The organism is Erythrobacter sp. S227, assembly GCF_057364925.1.
Window position 1 is genome coordinate 1712242 of sequence record NZ_CP200280.1, and the last position, 19972, is coordinate 1732213.

The window sequence follows — 19972 nt, forward strand, 5'->3', positions numbered from 1 at the left end:
GATGAAACTGCGCAAAATTGCGCAGCTTGTGCCTATTTGTCCAAAAACTCACGAACGAGGGTCAAGAACTCGTCCGAGGCTTGCTCACGCCCAAGCAAAAGGTGATTTGAGCTCCCAACCCCCGCAAACCGGGCGTTGGGAATACGCGCTGCAATGCCTCGCGCAACGGAAAGCGGAATGCGCATATCGCCGCGAGAATGCACCACCAGAGTCGGACATTGCACCTGCACCAACCGGTCCCGCACATCAATGCTCGAAAAGGCTTCGAGAAAGCGCACAGCGTTTTCAGAGGACGTGGTTTGCCGCTGGAAATCGTCAAACCATTCGAGCTCCTCAGCATTCGCCTCAGGCATGAAGGTGCGTGAGAAAAGGTGGCGGTACGCAGGGTTGTCGCTGCCCCAGCCGGTTTCTGTCAGAACCATAACGGCCTCGCGCTCGCGCGCCTCTTTCTGACTTGCCGTGAGACGCCACCCAGCGTCATAGGCCCCGAATAGGATGAGTTTTGAAACGCGTTCTGGATGGCGAGAGGCGTATTCAATCGACACCGCTGCGCCTTGACTGATGCCAAGCAAGGGGAAACGCTCCACCCCACTCGCCTCTACGACCTGCTCTAAATCCTCAACAAAATCGTTGAATGTGATGTGATCAACGTCCCAGTCAGAAAGACCGCATCCCCGCTCATCATAGCGGATCACCCTGTGCCCACTCGACAGCTCGCGAAACAAGGGGCTCCAAATGGGGGAATCCCAATCGAGCTCTAAATGGCTGAGCCAATTGGCGGCTTTCACCAATGGCGGCGCTGACGGCTCGCCGACACTTGCCCAGGCAATCGAAACCCCGTCCTTGGCCGCAACAAAGCGGATTTCTTGGGCGACTGGCGGTGGAGACACGTCCTTCTTGGGCTCTTGTTCAAGCTGCATCTCAGGCACAGCTATACCAGCTTTCTCAAACACTTGCCGTATTTCATCAGTAAGGGTGGACGCCGCTTCCTGACCAAAGGCATTGTGCGCTGTGCGAACGGCTGTCTTTGCTGCTTCGCGCGAGAACGGTTCAACACTTCTCCAACGCCTTGCCCAATTTGCGCGGGCGGTCCAGCTGAGTTGGCGATCAAGCGCAAAGCGCCGTGCCAACCGGGCGCGCTGCATAGCCAGATCATTCCTCTGCCCTTCAAGCCACGCCATAAACGGTTTGACGTTGGGAAGCTCGCAGTCGCTCAGGAGAACACCCGATGTCTGATGCCACACGGTGTCTGCCTGCACCTCAGTGACGCCTTCCCCGCTCACACAGTGGCTGAGTTGAGAGGCGTCAATCTCAGTAGCACCAGGTTCAAATTTGATGAGCTTGCGGTCAGATTTTAGTCTCTCGGTGCCTCCGATATTGGCGAGCGGCCTCAATTTCGAAAGCGACCAACGAAGCCCAGCGAGAGGATCATCGACATTCTCCCAGAGCAAATCGCATAGGGACTGACGGGTATGGGGATCATCGCAAAGCACCAAATAAGCAAGAAGCGCGCGCGTCTTCAGCGAAGAAGGCAGCTCCAGCTCTTCCCCATCGAAATGCAACGACAATGGACCGATGGTTCTAATCCTGAGAAGGGGCGCGGTCACCGCGCTCATGGCATGCTCCACATACGCGTCAGATTGGCGATGGTCTTATCAAGCCGAAGCAAGACAGCCGGGTCACAATTGTTTAGCTGGCGAAGGTCACTGCGCGCATGGTCCAGATCAAACAGAACCCCGCGTTTTTCACCGTCGACGATCATGCTCTCAATCCAGCCGACACAAACAAGCCTCTCCCCTTTTGTAACCGGCTTTACCTCGTGGATGCTCGAGGAAGGGTAGAGGACAAGCTGGCCGGCGCGCGCCTTGATCGAATGCGAAACCGATGGGCCATGCACGATCAATTCGCCGCCTTCGTACTCGTCTGGCTCACTCAGGAACAAGGTGAAGGAGAGGTCCGACCGCATCCGCGCCCCGCCTTCGCCCATCAAGGCGTTGTCGACATGGGGACCATAAAACCCGCCACCCCCGGTCTTGCTGAGCATGATGTTGGAAAAGCGCCTTGGTCTTGCCGCCATCTTCAAGAGCGCATTTTCGATGATGTAAGGCACGATCGCCTCGCGCACTGCCGGTCCCTCTCCTTTGTCAAGCGCTGCTTGGAGATTACGTTTAACGGCTTTGGCGGTTTTTCCAGCGGTTTCAGAGCCATCGCGCCATTCGAGACTAGCGATCTGTGTGCGCAATGCGGCAAGGGCGCCCGCGTTATCGATCGACTTGACCTCTATGATCATTCGATTTGAACTTTCTGTTTGGAACCTAAATTCCTGAAACCCTCGTACCAGTTATCGCCAATTGTCCGCATGAGCACAAGGCTTTGCTAAGAATTGCGCAACATACACACGCCTAATCATGTGCCATAACGACTGCATGTCCTCACAGGCATTGCGAGAAGTGTGGTTGGTGCAGCGTTCGAAACCGAGACATGAGCGCAGTGTCGGCTTCTTGGTAATATAAGGTGAAAAGTGGACGGTCCGCTTACGGCCCAAAAACAGAATTACTCCAGCCTTCTATTACCAACGATCGCCTCGAAATGCTGCGAACGATGGACAGGTCGAGATCGTCACAAGAGCCTCCTCATACCGGCCAATTGGCGGGTGTAGAACCAGCCGATGCCAATAAGGCTGAGGCCAAGCGCGATGAACGAGGCGACCCGCATCAAGCCATCAAGCCCGCTCGCGTCAAAGACGAAGACTTTGAGCACGGCAGCCAACATCAGCACAAGTGACCCCACGCGCCAGCTGCGGCTGCCCATGCGCGCGCCCCACATCAGGAAGCCGATCGCAAGCAGGATACCCAGGACTGATCGCAGCAAGTCTTCTGTCGAGCCAACCATGCCGTCCGAAAGGATCGTGCCCGCAAAAACTTGGCGCAATTCTGAAAAGGCCAAGAGCGAAATGAGGCCCATGATCACCGCGTCAAACGGCCAGCTGGGAAGCTCATAATAAGACGTCAGCGAGCGCTTGAGCAGTACAGTCGCACCAACGGCTACGCCATACGCAGGCAAGAGCAAGTTCAAGAGCGGGATGCTCCCCACTGCCTGATTAGCCCATAGCGGGTTGTGCCAGAACAGAGTGAAGAGCCCGAAGTGCGCAAGCGCTGCTCCGCAGAGCGCCATGCTGACGGTTCTCGACCAATTCTTGTCTACGAGCAGCCTAGCAACGCCCAGCCCGGCTCCGAATAGCAGCGCCTGCCAGAGCGTGCGTTCCGCCATGCCGAGTGCCACAAATTGCTCGGCCGTCTCGATCGCAAAGATGTGCTTGAATCCGATATGCGCAGCGATTGCGGCGATCAGTCCTGCAGGCACGGCGATTGCCGCTGGCACGTCTCGCAAGGCCGCGGCCGGTCGCAGAAGCAATGACAAAGCGACCGCAAGCACTGGGAGTATCCGCAGACCAATTTCGCCAAGGTCGATCGCATTCGCAATCATCATCGGCTGCGCTGCGCCAGCAGCGGCAAGCCCATTGACACTCCAGATCAGGAGTGGCTTCAGCGACCAAGCGAAGGCAACAAGGCCAAGTGTCAGCCGAGCGCTTATGGCGTTGAATTTGATGAAACAGGCGATGATCGAAAGACCAGCGGCGGTCCAAGCGAGTGCATCGGCTGGCACGAATTGCGCAAAGGCACCGTAGATCAGCAGCGCCGCGATTGCCTGCGAGCCCTTCCTCTCCTGCGAACCCTCATTCTTAAGCGCCAAAGCGATGAATGGCAGCGAAATCGCGGTCCAGCGCAGCAAGGCCCTGGCGATATCGATGTCACCCTCAATGCCAAACAAAAGGCCAAACTCTGCGATAGAAGCCCTGGTTGCTGCCATGGACAAGACAGCGATGATAGAGGTCCCCCATAAGAGGGCCGTCAAATCTCGCTCTTCCCGGTGCCAGCCAAGGGCAATCAATCCCAACGCGACGGACCCTATGACCAGAGGCGCTGCCCAAATCGGTGCCGCGATCAGACCCGCAAGCGTGATCCCGATTGCTGCGGCTGTCACCGTGACCATTGTTTCGGTTGGAAGAGGGTTTTGACGCGCTGGCCACTGTTTCCAGCTAGCCAAAGCGGGCAAGCCAGATATCGCCAAGACCATGCCTGCCAGCACCAAATCGGACACGTCCCAATACAGCGTCTCAATCGAAACTGCGATCAATCCAAGCGCGAATCCGGTCAACTGATAGGTGTCGATCTTGCGATGCATGCCCCGCCAGATGTTGGCGAGCGGGACGACGCCAAAGATCGCGATAAGAGCGCAGCCAACAATCAGGAATTCTTGGATCGATGGGTCGGGCCAGATGCCGAGCATCACCAGCCCAAGCGTCGCTGCAAATGCGGTTGCTTCGCGCAGGCGAGGTTCGCGCCATGTAAAGAATGCCAGCGCTGCTGCAAGCAGGGCATAAAGACCCCAAGCGAGCAGGCTGAAACCGACCTGCCCAATCATAACGCCCATCTGGATCGCAGCAAGCGCCGCCGCGACAAGGCGTAGGACAATCGAGGACTCGAGGCCTTCGTCAGTATCGACCTTTGCAAAAACAGGCAGGATCGCGCCCAGCACTACGATGTAAGCGCCGAAGGCAAGGATGCTGGCATATCCGGTGACGCCCGAGAGCAGCATCAGAACGCCCCAGCCGAGGCCTCCGGCGAGTGCGCCGAGCGCAAGCCAACTGCGGCCTTGACGATTGCCCGCATAGGTCAGCCCGCTCGTCACAAGCGCGAGGTAGAGCGCGAGGAGTGGCAAGTTGGGGCTATCGCTTGTGACCAGCAAAGGTGCGGCAAAACCGCCAACAAGCCCAAGGATTGCGCTGGGCAATCCGAAGCGGAATGACAGCGTGATCGCAGCGCATGTGACACCGGCAAGGCCAAGAAAGGCAACGGCGCTTGCGATCAGCCCATATTGGCTGCCCGCGAAATAGAAACTGGCATAAAGTGTGGCGAGCCCTGCCCCTGACAGCGCCTGCCGCACGCGCGGATCCGAGATTCGGTGTTCCTGTCGATAGGCAATTTCTGCGCCGCCCAACAGAGCGGTGCCGAAGAGAAAGCCGAGTGCAACGCGAACCTGCGGACCAAGAAAGCCCTGCTCAATCGAATAGCGCACAAGGAAAAAACCCGCGACGGCAAGCGCAATGCCGCCGGCCCAGATCGGGAGCAGACGGCCAAAGAAATCTTCGAAGTCGAATGAGAACCCGGATGGCTCAGGCTCTTCGTCGTACACTTCGGGCTCGTCTGATTCCAACTCAGCGGGTTTAGCTTCGACCGGCTCAGACTCAACTGGCTCAGAGTCCAGCGTTTCAGCAGGATCGAGCCGCCTCGCGGGAATCGCTTTGGGCGCTGGTGCGACCTCAACTTCCACATCGGGTTCTTCCTGGGCTTGTAGAGGTTCATCGACAGGTTCGGTCAGCTGCGGCGGCGCTGGTTCGGCTGGAAGCGCTTGCTCAGGCGCGGTCTTCGCATCGCGAGCGGGCGCGGGCGTAGGTGAGGGCGCGGAAGCCGGCTTAACCTCTCGGGAGAGTTGAAACTGCACACCATCCAAGGCTTGATCCAAGTACTGCATCTTCGCCTCAAGCGCATCAAACTTGCGCCACAAGTAGATAAGCGCACCGGCAAAAATGATCGTCAGCAGGAAACTCACCAGACATCCCTCCAATTTCAATGGAGAAGGCCTCTAATGCGTAATTGAACACTGTTCAATATAAAAATTAGACAGCGTTCAATTTATTTGTCAAAGAGGTCAGCGATGGGCAGGCGATCAGATCATACCCCCGAGCAGTTGCGCGAACTCTTGGTTCACAAGGGCCACGAATTGATGGCTGAGGTCGGCTATGCGCAGTTTTCTGGGCGTGAGGCTGCGCGGCGCGCGGGCTATTCGGTTGGCACAATCTACAATGTCTTCGGCTCGCTCGAAGGCTTGCTCGCAGCGATCAACACGCGGACATTCATCCTCTGGGCGGCAGAATTGCAGCGCCGGCTCGACCAGAGCGGTGAGGATCGCATCGCGTGCCTTGTTGAGGGGTATTTCGCCTTCGCATTGGACAATCCCCTCACCTGGTCCGCGATCTATGAACACAGGGTGCCCGAAGGCCAAGGCCTCTCAGAGGCTGATCTTGAGGGCCGAGGTGTCTTGACCCAGATCGTCGAGCGAGAGGTGAGGACGGCGTTGCCAGACAACACTCAGCTTGATGTGCCGCGCTATGCGCGATCGCTGATTGCGACGGTGCATGGTCATTGCAGCTATGTGGTGAGCGGGACCTTTGCTCTGCTCCATGAAACAGACCCGGTCGGAAGCGCGCTGGACCGGGTGCGCGAATCAATCAGGCTGCACAAGTTGGACGCTTGAGCAATTGGATCACGGGTGCGAGCAGATTGATTTCTAACCACATCCCGAGCTTAGAACCTGAAGCTTTCAAGCGGGTTTTTTTAAAACACTGCAACCCCCGAAGCGGACAGTCAGTTTCTGCCCAATTCCTTCCGCAGAGCACTAGCTGCAATTTCTCCTGCTAAATCCGCAACTCGACGGTGGTCATATGCTGGAATTGGCAAGGGTAGCCCAGTCTTGTCGCTTCATCCGTTGGCTTCGGAGAGATCACTACGCGGATTGGTGAGTGCGCCGCGCGCCGGACCCAAAGTAAATTCCGGCGCAAAGGCTCCTGTAAAGTCAAGCACTGCCTCTATCGGGGAGCGGTTATGGTAACTAAAAGAAGAAGATCAGAAACTTCTAATATTTTCAGACATAAATGGCGGAGACGGTGGGATTCGAACCCACGATACGGGGTTACCGTATACACACTTTCCAGGCGTGCGCCTTCGACCACTCGGCCACGTCTCCGTTGGGAAAGCCCCCTAAACGCAGCGGGCTTGAGGTGCAAGCGCTGTAATGTCATGAAAGTCCCGATGAAACACACTCTTGCCCCAGCCGCCGCTTTGATCGCTCTTGCATCGCCCGTTTCTGCACCGCTTTCAGCGCAAGAAGAGGCAGCAACTGCCCCTTCCCCCAATGAGATCGTGGACGCTGCGCCGGATAGCGAATGGGTCGCGATACCGGCTGAAGATTTGCTGGTGATGACGCTGGCACCCCCGGATCGGGGTCCGGGGCAGGCTTCCCGCGACGGGAAGCCCCGCCAAGTCGTGATCCAACTGATGCCAGCGCCTTTTAGCCAGGGTTGGGTGGAGAACATCCGCACTCTTGCCCGCGCCAAATGGTATGACGGGATCTCGGTTAACCGCGTGCAGGACAATTACGTCGTCCAATGGGGCGATCCGGGACATGATAATCCTGAGAGCGATGATGTGGAGACCAAGCCTCTGCCTGATGGGCTGAATGTGATGGGAGAGGATAAGTACGCCAGTTCGATCAAGGACGCATTTCCGATTGCTGAGCAGTTCAAATGGGCCTTTTACAACGGAGCAATTGCGGGAGGACTTGATCCAAACAATTTCCCCGATGGCTCTGTTGATGTCGACGACTTGTATATGAAAGACCGATATACCCCCGCAGCTATGATCGGGCGTGGTTGGCCTTTGGGACTGTCACTCGAAGAAGGAGTCTGGCCCGTCCACTGCTACGGCATGGTCGGTGTGGGGCGAAACTACTCACCCGACACAGGCTCTGACGCAGAGCTTTACACCGTCATTGGCCATGCACCGCGCCACCTTGATCGCAATATCGCGCTCGCAGGCCGGATAATCAGCGGGACGGAGCATCTCTCTTCCCTTCCCCGTGGCTCGGGCGTCTTGGGTTTCTACACGGAGGAAGAGGCCGACAAACGCACGCCAATTGTCTCAATCCGGGTCGCCTCAGACTTACCCGAGGCGGAGCGCCCAGTATTCGAATATCTCTCGACCGAAACCGAAACCTTCGCCAGCTACGCCGAGGCACGCGCCAATCGACGCGATCCGTTCTTCATCGTGCCAGCAGGCGGCGCGGATATCTGCAATATCCCTGTACCGGTTCGGGCGGTCAGCCGTGGATGAAACCTTGCGTCATACCGGCACCATATGGGTGTGGCGCGCGCAGGAAAAAGGCAGCTGGCACTTTATCACAATCGACGGCGAAGCGGGCGAAGCGCTGAAGGAATGTGCTTTGATGCGCAGGCTCGAATTTGGTCGAAGGGCAGGCTTTGGCTCGCTGAAAGTGCGTGTCCAGATCGGTGAAAGCAGCTGGGACACAAGCGTCTTTCCCGACAAAACGCGCGGTTGGCTGCTGCCGGTCAAGGCTGCGATCCGGAAAGCGGAAAACCTGGTTGAAGGCGATGAAATCGCACTCGTTTTGACGCCGCATTAAAACACCATATCTAGGCAGCTTTTTCATCCGCTTCGAGTTCGCGAGCAGAACGGCGCACATCGGCAATAAACCGGCCCGCTTTCTCGCGCAGATCATTGGCGTGATTGCCAAGCGCATTGGCACTTGCCACCACATCGCTCGCCGCGATGCCGGTTTCCTCGCTCGCCTCGCGAAGCGCGACTAGACGCTCGCCAACCTGACGTGACCCTTCGGCGACGGTGTCGATATTGCGCGCAAGCTCTTCGCCAGAGACGGACTGTTGATCGACAGCCGTCGCAATCACAACCGCCACTTTCTCAAGCTCGCCAATCTGGTCGTAGATCGATGTGAGATCGCTGGCGCTGGACCGGGTGGAGTCCTGCATTGCCGTAATCTTTTCAGCCACAGAACTGGTCGCAGCCGATGTTTGCATGGCGAGCTCTTTGACCTCGCTTGCCACCACCGCAAAGCCGCGCCCTGCCTCGCCTCCGCGGGCCGCTTCGATAGAGGCATTCAGGGCAAGCAGATTGGTACGCTTGGCAATCGTCTGGATAAGCCCTGCAATCTCGCCAACTTCCTCGGCAGCGGTCGACAGGTCGTCCATGCGCGTATTGGCGCTCGCGACAAGGCTCGTTGCATCTCGCGCCAGAGTGGCAGAGGCGGTTGCCTGCTGGCTAATTTCATGGATCGACAAAGCGAATTCGTCGGTCGCAGCCGCAGCCGCGGTCACATTGGAAGAGGCCTTGTGCATGGCAGCGCTTGCACCGTCGGCCTGATCGTTTGAGCCTTCAGCCACTTTGACCATTTGCGCAGACGTCGCCTTCAACTGTTCGGACGCGGCAGAGACAGAAGTGATGAGTTCTCCCACGGAAACCTCAAAACCGTCCGCCAGATTTTCCAACATGCGGCTTTTTTCAAGCTTGAGAACGCGCATCTCTTCAGACGAGATTTTTTGCTGTTCCAGCCGCATTTCGGCGTCTTTTGCGCGCTGATCATTGACTGCGCCGAGTTCCAGTGCGTTCTGACGGAAAACCGTCAAAGCGCGGGCCATATCGCCAATTTCGTCACCGCGTTCAGCCCCCGGAATTGGAGCATCGTGCTCGCCATTCGCCACTTTTTCCATGGCTTTGGTAACGCCGCGGAGTTTTCCGACGATTTCGCGCACCACACTTCTTGAACCGACAAGAACACCAATCATGATGAGGGCAGCCAAGAGGCAGAACCCGATCAAGAACGTGCTAATTGTGTTGTACAATTCTCCCGCTTTTCGAGAAATGTAGGGATGGATTTCGACAGCAAACTGGCCAAGGTCATTGGACAGGTTTTCGGTTTCCAGCGCAAGGTTCACGCGGCGCTCACTTTCTAGCTGACCTGAAGCCACCTCGGCACGCAAAGCGACCGCACGATTACGGAAAGCGATCACAGGCGATCCCAGGTCAGTGGGCAAATCTTCGCCGGCAAAATCAATGGGATCATTAAGCGCCTCGATAGCGGCATCAAAATGGGTCAATACTGAAGTCTGATACCCTGCATTGGCGGTAGCATTCGCGCTGGCAAGCACTTCGGACGCATCATCAAGCGCGATTGCCGCATTGTTCGTGCGAACCTCGATTGAGGCCAGAATGATCTGATCGCGGCCCGAACCGCTGAGTGATGCTGCGCCTATAATTGTGACCAGAGCAAGCACAAAAAGGCAAATTGTGTTGGCAAATACAGCAAGGCTGAGCTTGCGCATGATCGACAGGCCTCTCGGCACTGTTTGCATCCTCGAGGGGTAGGCGGAAAAAGGTGATTGGGTCGACGCAATTTCGCCTTCCATTTCCAAGTCCCCTGTCAACGGGCCTTCAGCATTTCCTGCTTTGACGAAGTCGTGATTTAGCGAAGTCACTGCGCCTTTTCCCTTTCCTGCGGCGCCCGTGGAGGACAACCGGATGGGAAGAGACTTACGGAGGAAGACTTAAGGTATCGTAAACCCAAATTTAACCATGATAACGAGCGTGCTCAGGTCTTTTGCATTATCTCGATGCGATTGCCAAAAGGGTCATTGGTGAAAAACCGAACATAACCGGCGATGGGTTTGTCTGCCACGACCGGATAACCCGCTTTATCAATGGCGGCTTTGAGCCGAACAAGGTCGTCAACTAGTAGTGCCGGGTGCGCCTTTGAGGCTGGCTGGAAGTTTGGATCAACGCCGATGTGTAAGTTGAGCGAGCCTGACGCAAACCAACAACCTTTGCGGGAGAGGCTGGAGGGCTTTGCAACCTCTCGCATGCCGAGCAGATCGCCATAAAATTCCCGGGCCTTTTCTTCACCACCTTCAGGAATGGCCAATTGAATATGATCAAGCCCGATAACGGTCATCAAATCCGGTCAGCCTGTGCCACTGCATCACTGGCGCGCAAGGCGGAGAGAATGCGCGACAAATGCGCGACATCGTTGACCTCGGCATCAATCTCGTAAGTGACAAATGGCATATCCAGATGGGTCTGCGTGAGATTGGTCACATTGATTTTGTTTTGAGCGAAAACGCCCGCCATCTCTGCCAGAGTTCCCGGACGATCATAGAGCGTGACCGCAAACCGCCCTACCGCCCCATGCGAGCGTTTACCCCAGTTCAGGTCGAGCCAGTCGCTATCGACCCCGTTGGCAAGTTCAAGGCAGTCAATCGTGTGAACGATCACCCGTTCCCCTTTGCGCCTCAGCCCGACAATCCGGTCTCCGGGCACGGGGTGACAGCAATCAGCCAGTTCAAATGCGACACCGGGGGTCAGGCCGCGAATAGAAATCTGACGGTCGCGCGTCTTCCATTCCTCTTCCTCAAATTCGGATGTGCAGCCCGGAACAAGCGCTTCCATCACTTCGCGGTCGCTAATCTTGCCTGCACCTATCGCGAACATAAGGTCATCGGGCTCTTCCATACCGAGCCGCTCGATCGCGGCCCGGATTGCTTTTTTGCCGATCTTGGCAGGGACTCGCGCTGCAATTTCGTCAAACAGCTTGGCACCAATTTCGGCAACCTCGTCGCGCTCTTTCAGGCGCACTGCCCGCCGGATCGAAGCGCGCGCTTTTCCGGTCACGACAAAGCCCAGCCACGACAATTGCGGACCAGCATCGCCGCCTTTGATGATCTCAACAACGTCGCCATTAGAAAGCTGGGTGCGCAGCGGCATGTGCCGCCCGTTGATCTTCACCCCGACTGTTGACAGGCCAAGATCGGTGTGGACGGCAAAGGCAAAATCGACCGCCGTTGATCCCTTTGGCAACTGGAACAGCGCGCCCTTGGGGGTGAAGGCAAAGATGCGGTCCTGATAAATCGCCAACCGCGTGTGCTCTAACAACTCCTCGGCGTCATGGCTCGCATCGACAATCTCGATAAGATCGCGCAGCCAGCCCACTTGCCCGTCGGATTTGTCATGCTGTTTATAGGCCCAATGCGCCGCGAGGCCGAATTCATTGCGGTGATGCATTTCGCGGGTACGAATTTGCACCTCTACCCGCATCGAGTTTTCATACATCAAACTGGTGTGGATCGATCGATAGCCATTGGTTTTCGGTGTCGAGATGTAGTCTTTGAACTTACCTGGCAAAAACTGCCAGGTGGTATGGAGCACGCCCATAGCGGCATAGCTGTCAGCGACATTGTCCGTAATCACCCGGAACGCCATGATGTCGGTGACTTGTTCAAAGCTCACATGGCGCTCTGACATCTTTTGCCAGATCGAATAAGGGTGCTTTTCGCGGCCCGTCACCTCGACCGAAAGGCCCGCCTCAGCCAGGGCCTGTTTGATAGTAAGCGCGATTGCATCGACTTGACCGCTGTCTTGCCCGCGCAAGGCTTCGAGGCGGTCATTGATTGTGGCGTAGGCTTCCGGCTCGAGCTGCTGAAAGGCAAGCGCCTGCATTTCGCGCATATATTCGTACATGCCCACACGCTCGGCCAGCGGCGCGTAGATATCCATCGTCTCGCGCGCGATGCGTTGCCGCTTTTCCGGCTTCTTGATGAAATGAAGCGTGCGCATATTGTGCAGACGGTCCGCAAGCTTGACCAACAGCACGCGAATGTCCTCTGACATCGCAAGCAGGAATTTGCGCAAATTTTCGGCCGCCCGTTCGTTTTCGGGCATGGTCTCGATCTTGGAGAGCTTGGTCACCCCATCGACGAGCCTCGCAACATCGGAGCCGAAATTGGCTTCGATGTCCTCGATCGTTGCCAGAGTGTCTTCGACGGTATCGTGCAAGAGCGCCGTGATAATGGTCTCTTGATCAAGCTGCAGGTCGGTCATGAGCCCGGCCACTTCGACCGGATGCGAAAAATACGGATCCCCGCTCGCGCGCTTTTGGGTCCCGTGCTTTTGCACGGTGTAGACATAGGCACGGTTAAGCAGCGCCTCATCGGCTTCAGGGTCATACTCCAGGACCCGTTCCACAAGTTCGTATTGGCGCAGCATTGACGTCAATGTGCGTGGCGATGGGGAAAGCTGCAAGTCAAAATACGCTGTTCAAGGCAACGGGAGTGGCAAACCGCAAGGTGTGCGCCGTTTTTACCTCAATGCTTCTACTAGCCACAAGATGCCAGGGCGCCTGTCACCGCGACCAATGCAGACCTGCGCGCGTATAGCGCGTTGCTCTGGAAGATACTGGTCTCCCCTCAATCCATCGTAATCGCAGCACACTTGCCTCTACCTGCCCAATGCCATGAACAGATAAAAGACTAGAGATTGAATATGAGTTCGTGACAAACAATAGTGAAAATGCCTATCGGGAGATGGCATTTCAAATAACGGAGAAGTCTCAATGAAAAATCTTAAGAAAAAGATCGCCGTTCCAGCAGCAGGTATTGCTGCACTTGTTGCAAGTAGTGCGGCACATGCAGAAGGAAACTCGTATTCTTACTACGAATGCAACTTAGGTGTTTGCACCCTGATCACTTGTATCGTTGTCGACAATGAGCTCAGTAACACCACTCAAGAAATCTGTTTTGCAGATGATCTTGGCGGCGGCTTGGGCTTTTAATCCTATCGCAAACTGGCAGGCTGACAGGGGCCGCCTGCCAGTTCCGGCTTTACGCGCCTTGCATCAACTCCAAGTTGCCCTTGGCGGCAGGCTCATCAAAATTGCATCGATGTTACCGCCGGTCTTCAACCCGAAAATCGTCCCACGGTCATAGACCAGGTTAAACTCCGCATAGCGCCCGCGATACTCAAGCTGCTGCGCCACATCCGCATCGTTGAAATCGCTTTCCATCCGCTTGCGCACGAGCTTGGGATAGATATCGAGAAACGCCTTGCCCACATCCTGTGTGAAGGCGAAATTGCGGTCGAAACTGGGATCATCATCGCACGCCAAATGGTCATAGAAAATTCCGCCGACGCCGCGGTGCACTTCGCGGTGGGGGATGTAGAAATAGTCATCCGCCCACTTTTTGTATTTTTCGTAATAGGTCGGGTTATGCGCCATGCAGGCAGCCCGCATTGAGGCGTGAAACTCTTGCGTGTCCTCTTCATACGGGATCGGCGGGTTAAGATCGGCCCCTCCCCCGAACCAAGCCGATTGCGTGGTCAGGAACCGGGTGTTCATATGAACCGCTGGCACATGCGGGTTGTGCATATGCGCGACCAGACTGATGCCGGTCGCGGTGAACCCCGGATGCTCCGCGCTGGCCCCATTTACCTGATCAGCGAAGGCTTCTGAAAAACTCCCTCGCACGGTCGAGACATTGACGCCGACCTTTTCGAACACTCTGCCCTTCATCAGGCCCTGGACACCTCCGCCCGGGTCTTCATTTCCCTCTTCTTCGCGCGTCCAGGGGGTGTATTCAAAACTGGCGTTAGAGCCCGCATCGCGTTCAATGCTTTCGAACGCTGCACAAATCTGATCGCGAAGACTTTCAAACCAAGTCTTTGCTTTTGCAGTGCGGCCAGCCCAATCGCTCATAAATTTCCCTCGTCCATAGTCTGCCTCACATGTGCCCCATGACATGAAAAGTGTCCACCCGTTTTGACACTTGCCAATTAGAGGCAAGCAGGCCAGAAGGCCGTATGGTTCCCGTTTCGTTCCCTCCCAATTCGGATAAGCGCGATTCTGGCGCTCCGCTTGGTTTCGCGGGCGAGGAATTGGTGCTGACCAAATCACACGCGCTTTACTGGCCTAGAGAGCGCACGCTTTTGGTCGCTGACCTGCATTTGGAAAAAGGCAGCTGGTATGCAGCGCGCGGGCAAATGCTCCCGCCTTATGACAGCCGCGAAACGCTTGAACGATTGGCCGACACGATCAAGGCGTTCGGCGCACGCCGGGTGATCACTCTTGGAGACAACTTCCACGATGATGCGGGCACCTGCCGGTTGGAACCTTACGCGGCCGGAATGCTCGAGGGTCTGATCCGGAGCCTTGATTGGGTCTGGGTGAAGGGCAATCATGACGAAGAAATGCCCCGTACTTTTGGGGCAGAGAGCTTCGGCGAGCTTGAGGTGTCCGGCGTAATCCTGCGCCATGAGGCACAGTCGGGAGAGACACGTCCAGAGCTATCGGGCCACTACCACCCCAAAATGCGCGTCGCTGTAAGAACCCGCCATATCGCAAGGCCTTGTGCCGTCATCAGCCGCTCGGCAGCAGGAGCGGATCGCATGATCGCGCCTGCATTCGGAGCATATACCGGCGGTATGGACGCAGGCTCGCCAGAGATACTCGAAGCGCTGAGCCCCGCGCGTCAAATCGACGCCATCCTGCCCGCAAAGGGCAAATTGGTCACATTCCCCCTTTATCGACGCGCAGCTTGACGCACGCGCCTAGTATCTTAAGGGCTTTGCGCCTATATCGACGACTCACAGTATGGCTACAACAGGAGAACCCACATAGCCCGTCCACCTCGGCGTCAGATGGCCCCGCCAACGAAAAGCGGCCCTCGATATGATCAGTTTATTCAGGTACCCAAGGTCCGCGTCATTGATGACGAAGGCGAAAACCTTGGTGTGATGTTTACACGCGAAGCGATGGAGCAAGCGAATGACAAGGGCCTGAACCTTGTCGAAGTGTCCCCCAATGCGGACCCGCCCGTGTGCAAATTCCTCGATGTCGGCAAATACCGTTTTGAGGCCCAGAAAAAGGCCAACGCTGCGCGCAAGACGCAGAAAACGCAGGACATCAAAGAAGTCAAAATGCGTCCCAACATCGACACGCACGATTATGACGTGAAGATGCGCAACGTGAACAAATTCATCAACAATGGCGACAAGGTGAAAGTCACCCTTCGTTTCCGAGGCCGCGAAATGGCGCACCAGCATCTGGGCATGGATCTGCTCAAGCGCGTGCAGGAAGACGTAGAAGAGACCGCCAAGGTCGAAGCATTCCCCCGCCTCGAAGGCCGGCAGATGCTGATGGTTCTGGCGCCGAAATAGGAATGGCTTTGCCAATCAAACATTTCGGGGCGGGAGCGTTAAGCGCTCTCGCCCTTTTGTTTGGTGGAAACGCAAAGGCAGGCGAGCCAATCGAATGGGATGAAGACGCAACAGCGGTTTACACAGCTCGCGTTGCGGCTATGGCCTTTGTCGGTAGCCCCCCTTGCCCGCCAGAGCACATCTGCATGAACTCGGTTTTCGATTTGACACTCGATCCGATCCAGCCGCTTGGCAATTCTCCCAATATCGGCCGGCAGACCTTCCGGGTAATCCAACATGGTCCATACATCGAAGGTATCGTCATCGTGGTGTCGGCGCAGCGCGACCTAACCGGGAAATGGCATCTCATAGACCGAACTTTGATGGAACGCCGCGCGTGTTTTTACGATCCCCGAAAGGAGCTGTGGGACAACTTTGAAGACCCGAATGGCGATTGGGACGCTGATCACGACGAGGAAGCAGAGCAAACCTGCGTGACGAGTGTTGCCAGGCCTTGACGCTCAGTCGCACTCGCGCACCATCGTCCAAAACTTGGGACCACCCGGCACCTTCCACTCTTCAATAATCTCAAAACCAAGCCGCGTGTAAATCGCAACGTTATCTGGCGTCGCGGTCTCTAGCAGCACGCCCTGCCCCTGCTCCGCCGCCCTTGCGATACCTGCTCGCACAATCGCCCCGCCCCAACCCTTGCCTTGGGCCTGCGGGGCAACACCGACGTAGCGCAGGTAGGAATAGGGTTGCGGGGATGGATGGCGCTTGTACATCTCCTCGGCAACCTTGAGGCCTCTGGGAAGGGTAAGCCCGAAACCGGCGAGCATTCGAAGATTGTCATAGATAGAGACAATCACGCTATCCCGCACTTCGCCCGGCGGATACCACAGGCTCGCAGCTTCTGCGTCAGGGGATGCCAATATCTCGCCATGACGCCGCGATTGCTGGGCCATCACCTTGAAAAAGCCCGGAAGCATCTTCGCCCGCTTGACTTGGTCCTGCACAATCCAGCTGAGCGCCGGATCGTCCTGAAAGGCATTTGCCAAAGTGCGCGTCAGCTCTCGAAGGGGCGCGCTGAGCGAGACAAGGTCGATGGGGCGGTCTGTGTCCATGAAAGAAGAGCCTAGCCCCATTCTCACGCTCAAGCCAATCGTTCCACAAGCCAGCTCCGGTCCGCCTTGCGCTCAGCCGATAAGCTGGCAGTCTAGGGGAAACTTCGTAAGGCGAGGAACCGCAACATCCCATGACCGCGCAACGGATTGGTCTTCTTCTTGGCCCCCTCGCCTTTGCCATCACGGCCCTTGTCCCTGCTCCGCAAGGGATGAGCGGCGAGGCGTGGCTCGTTGCAGGGCTTGTGATCTGGATGGCAGCATGGTGGATGACCGAAGCCGTGCCGCTTGCGGTGACCGCTTTGCTGCCCTTTGTCTGCCTGCCGCTTTCAGGTGTGATGACCGCGCGCGAGACGGCCAGCGCGTATTATGCGCCGATCCTGTTCCTCCTGCTGGGCGGCGCATTCATTGCCCTTGCGATTGAGCGAACAGGACTGCATCGGCGGTTGAGCCTTGCGATATTAAAGGCGATTGGCAGCCAGGGGGGACAAGTGCGCTTGCTGCTTGCCTTTATGGTCAGTGCAGCGATCTTGTCCGGGCTTATATCCAACACATCTACCGCACTGATTATGATGCCGATGGCTCTGGCGGTGCTCGCCGGCGGGGCTTCTTTGCAAACAGCGGAGGGCGAAGCACCTCAGACCAGCGGTATCTATGGCGCGCTGCCGATGGGGATTGCCTTTGCCGCATCGATCGGTGGGCTTGGAACGATTGTCGGCTCTCCCACCAACGGGATCGCGGTTCAACTGCTTGACGATATGATCGGGCTGCAAATCTCGTTTGCCCAGTGGATGGTGTTTGGTCTTCCTATTGTTCTTGTCAGCGTGCCTATCGCCTGTCTGATTATCGCTAAAGTGCAAAGGGTGGACGCGCATCCATTTGATGTGAGGGCTGCACGCACGGCGATTGACGATCATGCGCCGTGGTCCTCTGCGGAAAAGCGTCTGGTGCCAATTGTCGCGGTCACCTTCCTTCTTTGGATGAGCAAACGCTGGGTCGCGCCCTATCTGCCAGAGGGTAGCTGGACCGACGGCACTATCGCTGTGATCGCGGCGCTGTCGCTTTTCCTATTGCCTGATGGGACACGCGAGAATGGCAAGACCCGTGCATTGCTCAATTGGCAGGAGGCCGACCGCGCGCCCTGGGGCGTCATCTTGATGTTTGGCGGCGGCCTTGCACTTGCGGCAGGGATGCAGGCATCGGGGCTTGCCGACTGGCTCGGTCAATCGCTGCTGCCGTTAGAAGTATTCCCGCTCATCGTCATTGCTCTGGCTGTGGTTGCGATGGTCGTTCTGGTCACGGAATTTGCCAGCAATGTCGCAACCGCAAGCGCAATTATCCCTGTCGTCGCCAGCCTTGCCGCAGGGCTTGGCCTTGGAGAAGCGGCGATCCTGATCGCGATGCCAGCCGCGCTCGCTGCAAGCTGGGGCTTCATCCTGCCCGCTGGCACCGGACCCAATGCGATTGCATGGGGCACAGGCCGGTTGCGGATCGAGAAACTGGTTCAGGCAGGTCTGATCCTCGATCTTATTGGGATTTTCATGATCGTAGGCATGGTCTGGGGCATCGCCGCGCTCGTTTGAGCCAACAGGGACAAGCCCTAACGGTTCTCCCTGAGGACCTGCCCCGATGCAGTTTATCTGTAGATCGGATTTCAACCTAGGCCCTTTGGGGATTGCACGGATGAAACCGGTTGCACATGAAACCAGATCACAATATTGCAGGCCAAAGCATATGGCCGCTGGGGAGAGGCGTTTCTGCGGAGGTTAGAAACGGGGGCTCCATCGGTTCTTCCAAACCATAAGTCCCTGCCTTCCTAGGGACATATAGCTGGAAGGAGATCGGCATCATGACCGATGCAATCGACGCAACCGAGAACCCAACACCGCGCCGCAAGCCGAAACCGGAGCGCACCGAAATCGCTGGCCGCCCGTTGAAACCATCAACCTTGATGATGGGGCACGGCTATGATCCGACCCTGTCGGAAGGCTCGCTCAAAGCACCGATCTTCCTCACCTCTACCTTTGCCTTCCCAAGCGCAGCAGACGGCAAGCGCCATTTTGAAGGCATCACCGGAAAACGCGAAGGCGGGGCAGAAGGCCTTGTCTATTCGCGCTTCAATGGGCCGAACCAGGAAATCCTCGAAGACCGACTTGCGATCTGGGATGGGGCCGAAGACGCGCTCACCTTTTCAAGCGGCATGACCGCAATCTGCATCCTGATGATGGCCTATGTCAGCCAAGGCGACGTGATCGTCCATTCCGGCCCGCTTTATGCGGCGTCGGAAGGGTTCGTTGCCAAGGTTCTCTCAAAATTCGGCGTCACCTACATCGACTTTCCAGCAGGCGCGAGCCGCGAGGAATTGGATGAGGTTCTGAAGCGCGCCAAGAAGCAAGCTGGCGAGAACGGCGGCAAGGTCGCAATGATCTACCTCGAAAGCCCCGGTAACCCGACCAATGCTCTGGTCGATATCGAAGCGGTGAAAGAGGCGCGCGACGCCAATCTCAAATGGGATTGCCCGATTGCGATCGACAACACGTTCCTTGGGCCATTGTGGCAGCGCCCACTCGATCACGGCGCGGATATCGTCGCTTATTCGCTTACGAAGTACGTGGGCGGCCATTCTGACCTTGTGGCGGGTAGCATCGCGGGCGCGAAGAAATGGATGGACCCGGTCCGCGCTCTCAGAAACACCATGGGCGGGATTGTCGACCCCAACACTGCGTGGATGCTCCTTCGCAGCCTTGAGACAGTCGAATTGCGGATGCAACGCGCGGGCGAAAATGCGGCCAAGGTCTGCGCTTTCCTGAAAGATCACCCGAAGGTCACCGGCCTCGGCTATCTCGGCATGATCGACGATGCGAGACAAAAGGATATCTACGACCGCCACTGCCTCGGCGCAGGTTCCACCTTCAGCGTGTTCATCAAGGGCGGCGAGGCGGAATGCTTCCGCTTCCTCGATAATCTGCAAATCGCCAAACTCGCAGTGAGCCTTGGCGGTACCGAGACGCTGGCAAGCCACCCGGCATCCATGACGCACCTGTCGGTCCCCGAAGAACGCCGCGCCGCGCTCGGCATTTCGGACAGCCTCGTGCGGATCAGCATCGGGATCGAGGACCCGGATGATCTGATTGCAGACTTTGAACAGGCGCTAGACCACGTCTGATTTCCAGCCTA

17 protein-coding genes and 1 tRNA gene are annotated in these 19972 nt (G+C 56.9%); 9 read left to right on the forward strand and 9 right to left on the reverse strand.

The features are described from left to right. Positions 1 to 32 precede the first annotated feature (32 nt). The 3 genes from AC0V6Q_RS07990 to AC0V6Q_RS08000 all read right to left on the reverse strand — a co-directional run bounded on the left by AC0V6Q_RS07990 (position 33) and on the right by AC0V6Q_RS08000 (position 5673). Positions 33 to 1616 (reverse strand): bifunctional AfsR/SARP family transcriptional regulator/alpha/beta hydrolase, encoded by a 1584-nt coding sequence (locus tag AC0V6Q_RS07990; RefSeq protein WP_486167865.1) that lies wholly within the window; start codon positions 1614 to 1616, stop codon positions 33 to 35. After that, positions 1613 to 2290: a Fe2+-dependent dioxygenase gene (locus AC0V6Q_RS07995; protein ID WP_486167866.1), complete on the reverse strand. Its 678-nt coding sequence runs from the start codon at positions 2288 to 2290 to the stop codon at positions 1613 to 1615. Before AC0V6Q_RS07995 ends, AC0V6Q_RS07990 begins: the two co-directional genes overlap by 4 nt. A gap of 329 nt (positions 2291 to 2619) precedes the next feature. Next, positions 2620 to 5673, reverse strand: a complete 3054-nt coding sequence (locus AC0V6Q_RS08000) for a DUF2339 domain-containing protein (RefSeq protein WP_486167867.1) — start codon at positions 5671 to 5673, stop codon at positions 2620 to 2622. 105 nt (positions 5674 to 5778) lie between these two features. Here AC0V6Q_RS08000 and AC0V6Q_RS08005 point away from each other — a divergent pair, with 105 nt between their 5' ends. Further along, positions 5779 to 6378 carry a TetR/AcrR family transcriptional regulator gene (locus AC0V6Q_RS08005; protein ID WP_486167868.1) on the forward strand — a complete coding sequence of 200 codons (600 nt, stop codon included), beginning with the start codon at positions 5779 to 5781 and terminating at the stop codon, positions 6376 to 6378. Between the two features lie 398 nt (positions 6379 to 6776). Here AC0V6Q_RS08005 and AC0V6Q_RS08010 read toward each other — a convergent pair. Further along, positions 6777 to 6867, reverse strand: a tRNA-Ser gene (locus AC0V6Q_RS08010). Positions 6868 to 6932: 65 nt separating this feature from the next. Between AC0V6Q_RS08010 and AC0V6Q_RS08015 the strand changes: the two genes are divergently transcribed. Both AC0V6Q_RS08015 and AC0V6Q_RS08020 read left to right on the forward strand, forming a co-directional pair. Then, positions 6933 to 8012 carry a peptidylprolyl isomerase gene (locus tag AC0V6Q_RS08015; RefSeq protein ID WP_486167869.1) on the forward strand — a complete coding sequence of 360 codons (1080 nt, stop codon included), beginning with the start codon at positions 6933 to 6935 and terminating at the stop codon, positions 8010 to 8012. Continuing rightward, a complete protein-coding gene (locus AC0V6Q_RS08020) occupies positions 8005 to 8322 on the forward strand; it encodes a DUF1905 domain-containing protein (RefSeq protein ID WP_486167870.1) in 318 nt (105 codons plus the stop codon). Before AC0V6Q_RS08015 ends, AC0V6Q_RS08020 begins: the two co-directional genes overlap by 8 nt. 10 nt (positions 8323 to 8332) lie before the next feature. Here AC0V6Q_RS08020 and AC0V6Q_RS08025 read toward each other — a convergent pair whose 3' ends face one another. The 3 genes from AC0V6Q_RS08025 to AC0V6Q_RS08035 form a co-directional block, all read right to left on the reverse strand. Further along, positions 8333 to 10120 carry a methyl-accepting chemotaxis protein gene (locus AC0V6Q_RS08025; RefSeq protein ID WP_486167871.1) on the reverse strand — a complete coding sequence of 596 codons (1788 nt, stop codon included), beginning with the start codon at positions 10118 to 10120 and terminating at the stop codon, positions 8333 to 8335. A 182-nt stretch (positions 10121 to 10302) separates the two neighbouring features. Further along, positions 10303 to 10662, reverse strand: a complete 360-nt coding sequence (locus AC0V6Q_RS08030) for a VOC family protein (protein ID WP_486169278.1) — start codon at positions 10660 to 10662, stop codon at positions 10303 to 10305. Further along, on the reverse strand, positions 10662 to 12749 hold the full coding sequence (locus tag AC0V6Q_RS08035; RefSeq protein ID WP_486167872.1) for a RelA/SpoT family protein: 2088 nt from the start codon (positions 12747 to 12749) through the stop codon (positions 10662 to 10664). The genes AC0V6Q_RS08030 and AC0V6Q_RS08035 overlap by 1 nt, the downstream gene beginning before the upstream one ends. A 346-nt stretch (positions 12750 to 13095) precedes the next feature. Between AC0V6Q_RS08035 and AC0V6Q_RS08040 the strand changes: the two genes are divergently transcribed. Beyond that, positions 13096 to 13314 (forward strand): hypothetical protein, encoded by a 219-nt coding sequence (locus tag AC0V6Q_RS08040; RefSeq protein WP_486167873.1) that lies wholly within the window; start codon positions 13096 to 13098, stop codon positions 13312 to 13314. Between the two features lie 63 nt (positions 13315 to 13377). Here AC0V6Q_RS08040 and hemF read toward each other — a convergent pair whose 3' ends face one another. Further along, positions 13378 to 14235 (reverse strand): oxygen-dependent coproporphyrinogen oxidase, encoded by an 858-nt coding sequence (hemF, locus tag AC0V6Q_RS08045; RefSeq protein WP_486167874.1) that lies wholly within the window; start codon positions 14233 to 14235, stop codon positions 13378 to 13380. Positions 14236 to 14339: 104 nt separating this feature from the next. Here hemF and pdeM point away from each other — a divergent pair, with 104 nt between their 5' ends. The 3 genes from pdeM to AC0V6Q_RS08060 all read left to right on the forward strand — a co-directional run bounded on the left by pdeM (position 14340) and on the right by AC0V6Q_RS08060 (position 16192). Continuing rightward, on the forward strand, positions 14340 to 15077 hold the full coding sequence (pdeM, locus tag AC0V6Q_RS08050; protein WP_486167875.1) for a ligase-associated DNA damage response endonuclease PdeM: 738 nt from the start codon (positions 14340 to 14342) through the stop codon (positions 15075 to 15077). A gap of 99 nt (positions 15078 to 15176) precedes the next feature. Then, positions 15177 to 15695, forward strand: coding sequence for a translation initiation factor IF-3 (gene infC, locus AC0V6Q_RS08055; protein WP_486167876.1), 519 nt, complete (start codon positions 15177 to 15179; stop codon positions 15693 to 15695). A gap of 8 nt (positions 15696 to 15703) precedes the next feature. Next, positions 15704 to 16192, forward strand: coding sequence for a hypothetical protein (locus tag AC0V6Q_RS08060; protein WP_486167877.1), 489 nt, complete (start codon positions 15704 to 15706; stop codon positions 16190 to 16192). Between the two features lie 3 nt (positions 16193 to 16195). Here the strand turns inward: AC0V6Q_RS08060 and AC0V6Q_RS08065 are convergent, their stop codons facing one another. Continuing rightward, positions 16196 to 16798: a GNAT family N-acetyltransferase gene (locus tag AC0V6Q_RS08065; protein ID WP_486167878.1), complete on the reverse strand. Its 603-nt coding sequence runs from the start codon at positions 16796 to 16798 to the stop codon at positions 16196 to 16198. A gap of 131 nt (positions 16799 to 16929) precedes the next feature. Between AC0V6Q_RS08065 and AC0V6Q_RS08070 the strand changes: the two genes are divergently transcribed. Together AC0V6Q_RS08070 and AC0V6Q_RS08075 are read left to right on the forward strand one after the other, a co-directional pair. Further along, positions 16930 to 18378 (forward strand): SLC13 family permease, encoded by a 1449-nt coding sequence (locus AC0V6Q_RS08070; protein ID WP_486167879.1) that lies wholly within the window; start codon positions 16930 to 16932, stop codon positions 18376 to 18378. A gap of 266 nt (positions 18379 to 18644) precedes the next feature. Continuing rightward, on the forward strand, positions 18645 to 19961 hold the full coding sequence (locus tag AC0V6Q_RS08075) for a cystathionine gamma-synthase family protein (RefSeq protein WP_486167880.1): 1317 nt from the start codon (positions 18645 to 18647) through the stop codon (positions 19959 to 19961). Positions 19962 to 19972 lie beyond the last annotated feature (11 nt).

Bases quoted from the DNA above. Each gene is read 5' to 3' on its own strand.
- AC0V6Q_RS07995 (WP_486167866.1), bottom strand. From the start codon at position 2,290: ATGATCATAGAGGTCAAGTCGATCGATAACGCGGGCGCCCTTGCCGCA.
- AC0V6Q_RS08070 (WP_486167879.1), top strand. From the start codon at position 16,930: ATGACCGCGCAACGGATTGGTCTTCTTCTTGGCCCCCTCGCCTTTGCC.
- AC0V6Q_RS08015 (WP_486167869.1), top strand. From the start codon at position 6,933: ATGAAACACACTCTTGCCCCAGCCGCCGCTTTGATCGCTCTTGCATCG.
- AC0V6Q_RS08030 (WP_486169278.1), bottom strand. From the start codon at position 10,662: ATGACCGTTATCGGGCTTGATCATATTCAATTGGCCATTCCTGAAGGT.
- AC0V6Q_RS08040 (WP_486167873.1), top strand. From the start codon at position 13,096: ATGAAAAATCTTAAGAAAAAGATCGCCGTTCCAGCAGCAGGTATTGCT.
- infC (WP_486167876.1), top strand. From the start codon at position 15,177: ATGGCCCCGCCAACGAAAAGCGGCCCTCGATATGATCAGTTTATTCAG.
- AC0V6Q_RS08065 (WP_486167878.1), bottom strand. From the start codon at position 16,798: ATGGACACAGACCGCCCCATCGACCTTGTCTCGCTCAGCGCGCCCCTT.
- AC0V6Q_RS08005 (WP_486167868.1), top strand. From the start codon at position 5,779: ATGGGCAGGCGATCAGATCATACCCCCGAGCAGTTGCGCGAACTCTTG.
- AC0V6Q_RS08075 (WP_486167880.1), top strand. From the start codon at position 18,645: ATGACCGATGCAATCGACGCAACCGAGAACCCAACACCGCGCCGCAAG.
- AC0V6Q_RS08025 (WP_486167871.1), bottom strand. From the start codon at position 10,120: ATGGAAGGCGAAATTGCGTCGACCCAATCACCTTTTTCCGCCTACCCC.
- AC0V6Q_RS08035 (WP_486167872.1), bottom strand. From the start codon at position 12,749: ATGCTGCGCCAATACGAACTTGTGGAACGGGTCCTGGAGTATGACCCT.
- pdeM (WP_486167875.1), top strand. From the start codon at position 14,340: ATGGTTCCCGTTTCGTTCCCTCCCAATTCGGATAAGCGCGATTCTGGC.
- AC0V6Q_RS07990 (WP_486167865.1), bottom strand. From the start codon at position 1,616: ATGAGCGCGGTGACCGCGCCCCTTCTCAGGATTAGAACCATCGGTCCA.
- hemF (WP_486167874.1), bottom strand. From the start codon at position 14,235: ATGAGCGATTGGGCTGGCCGCACTGCAAAAGCAAAGACTTGGTTTGAA.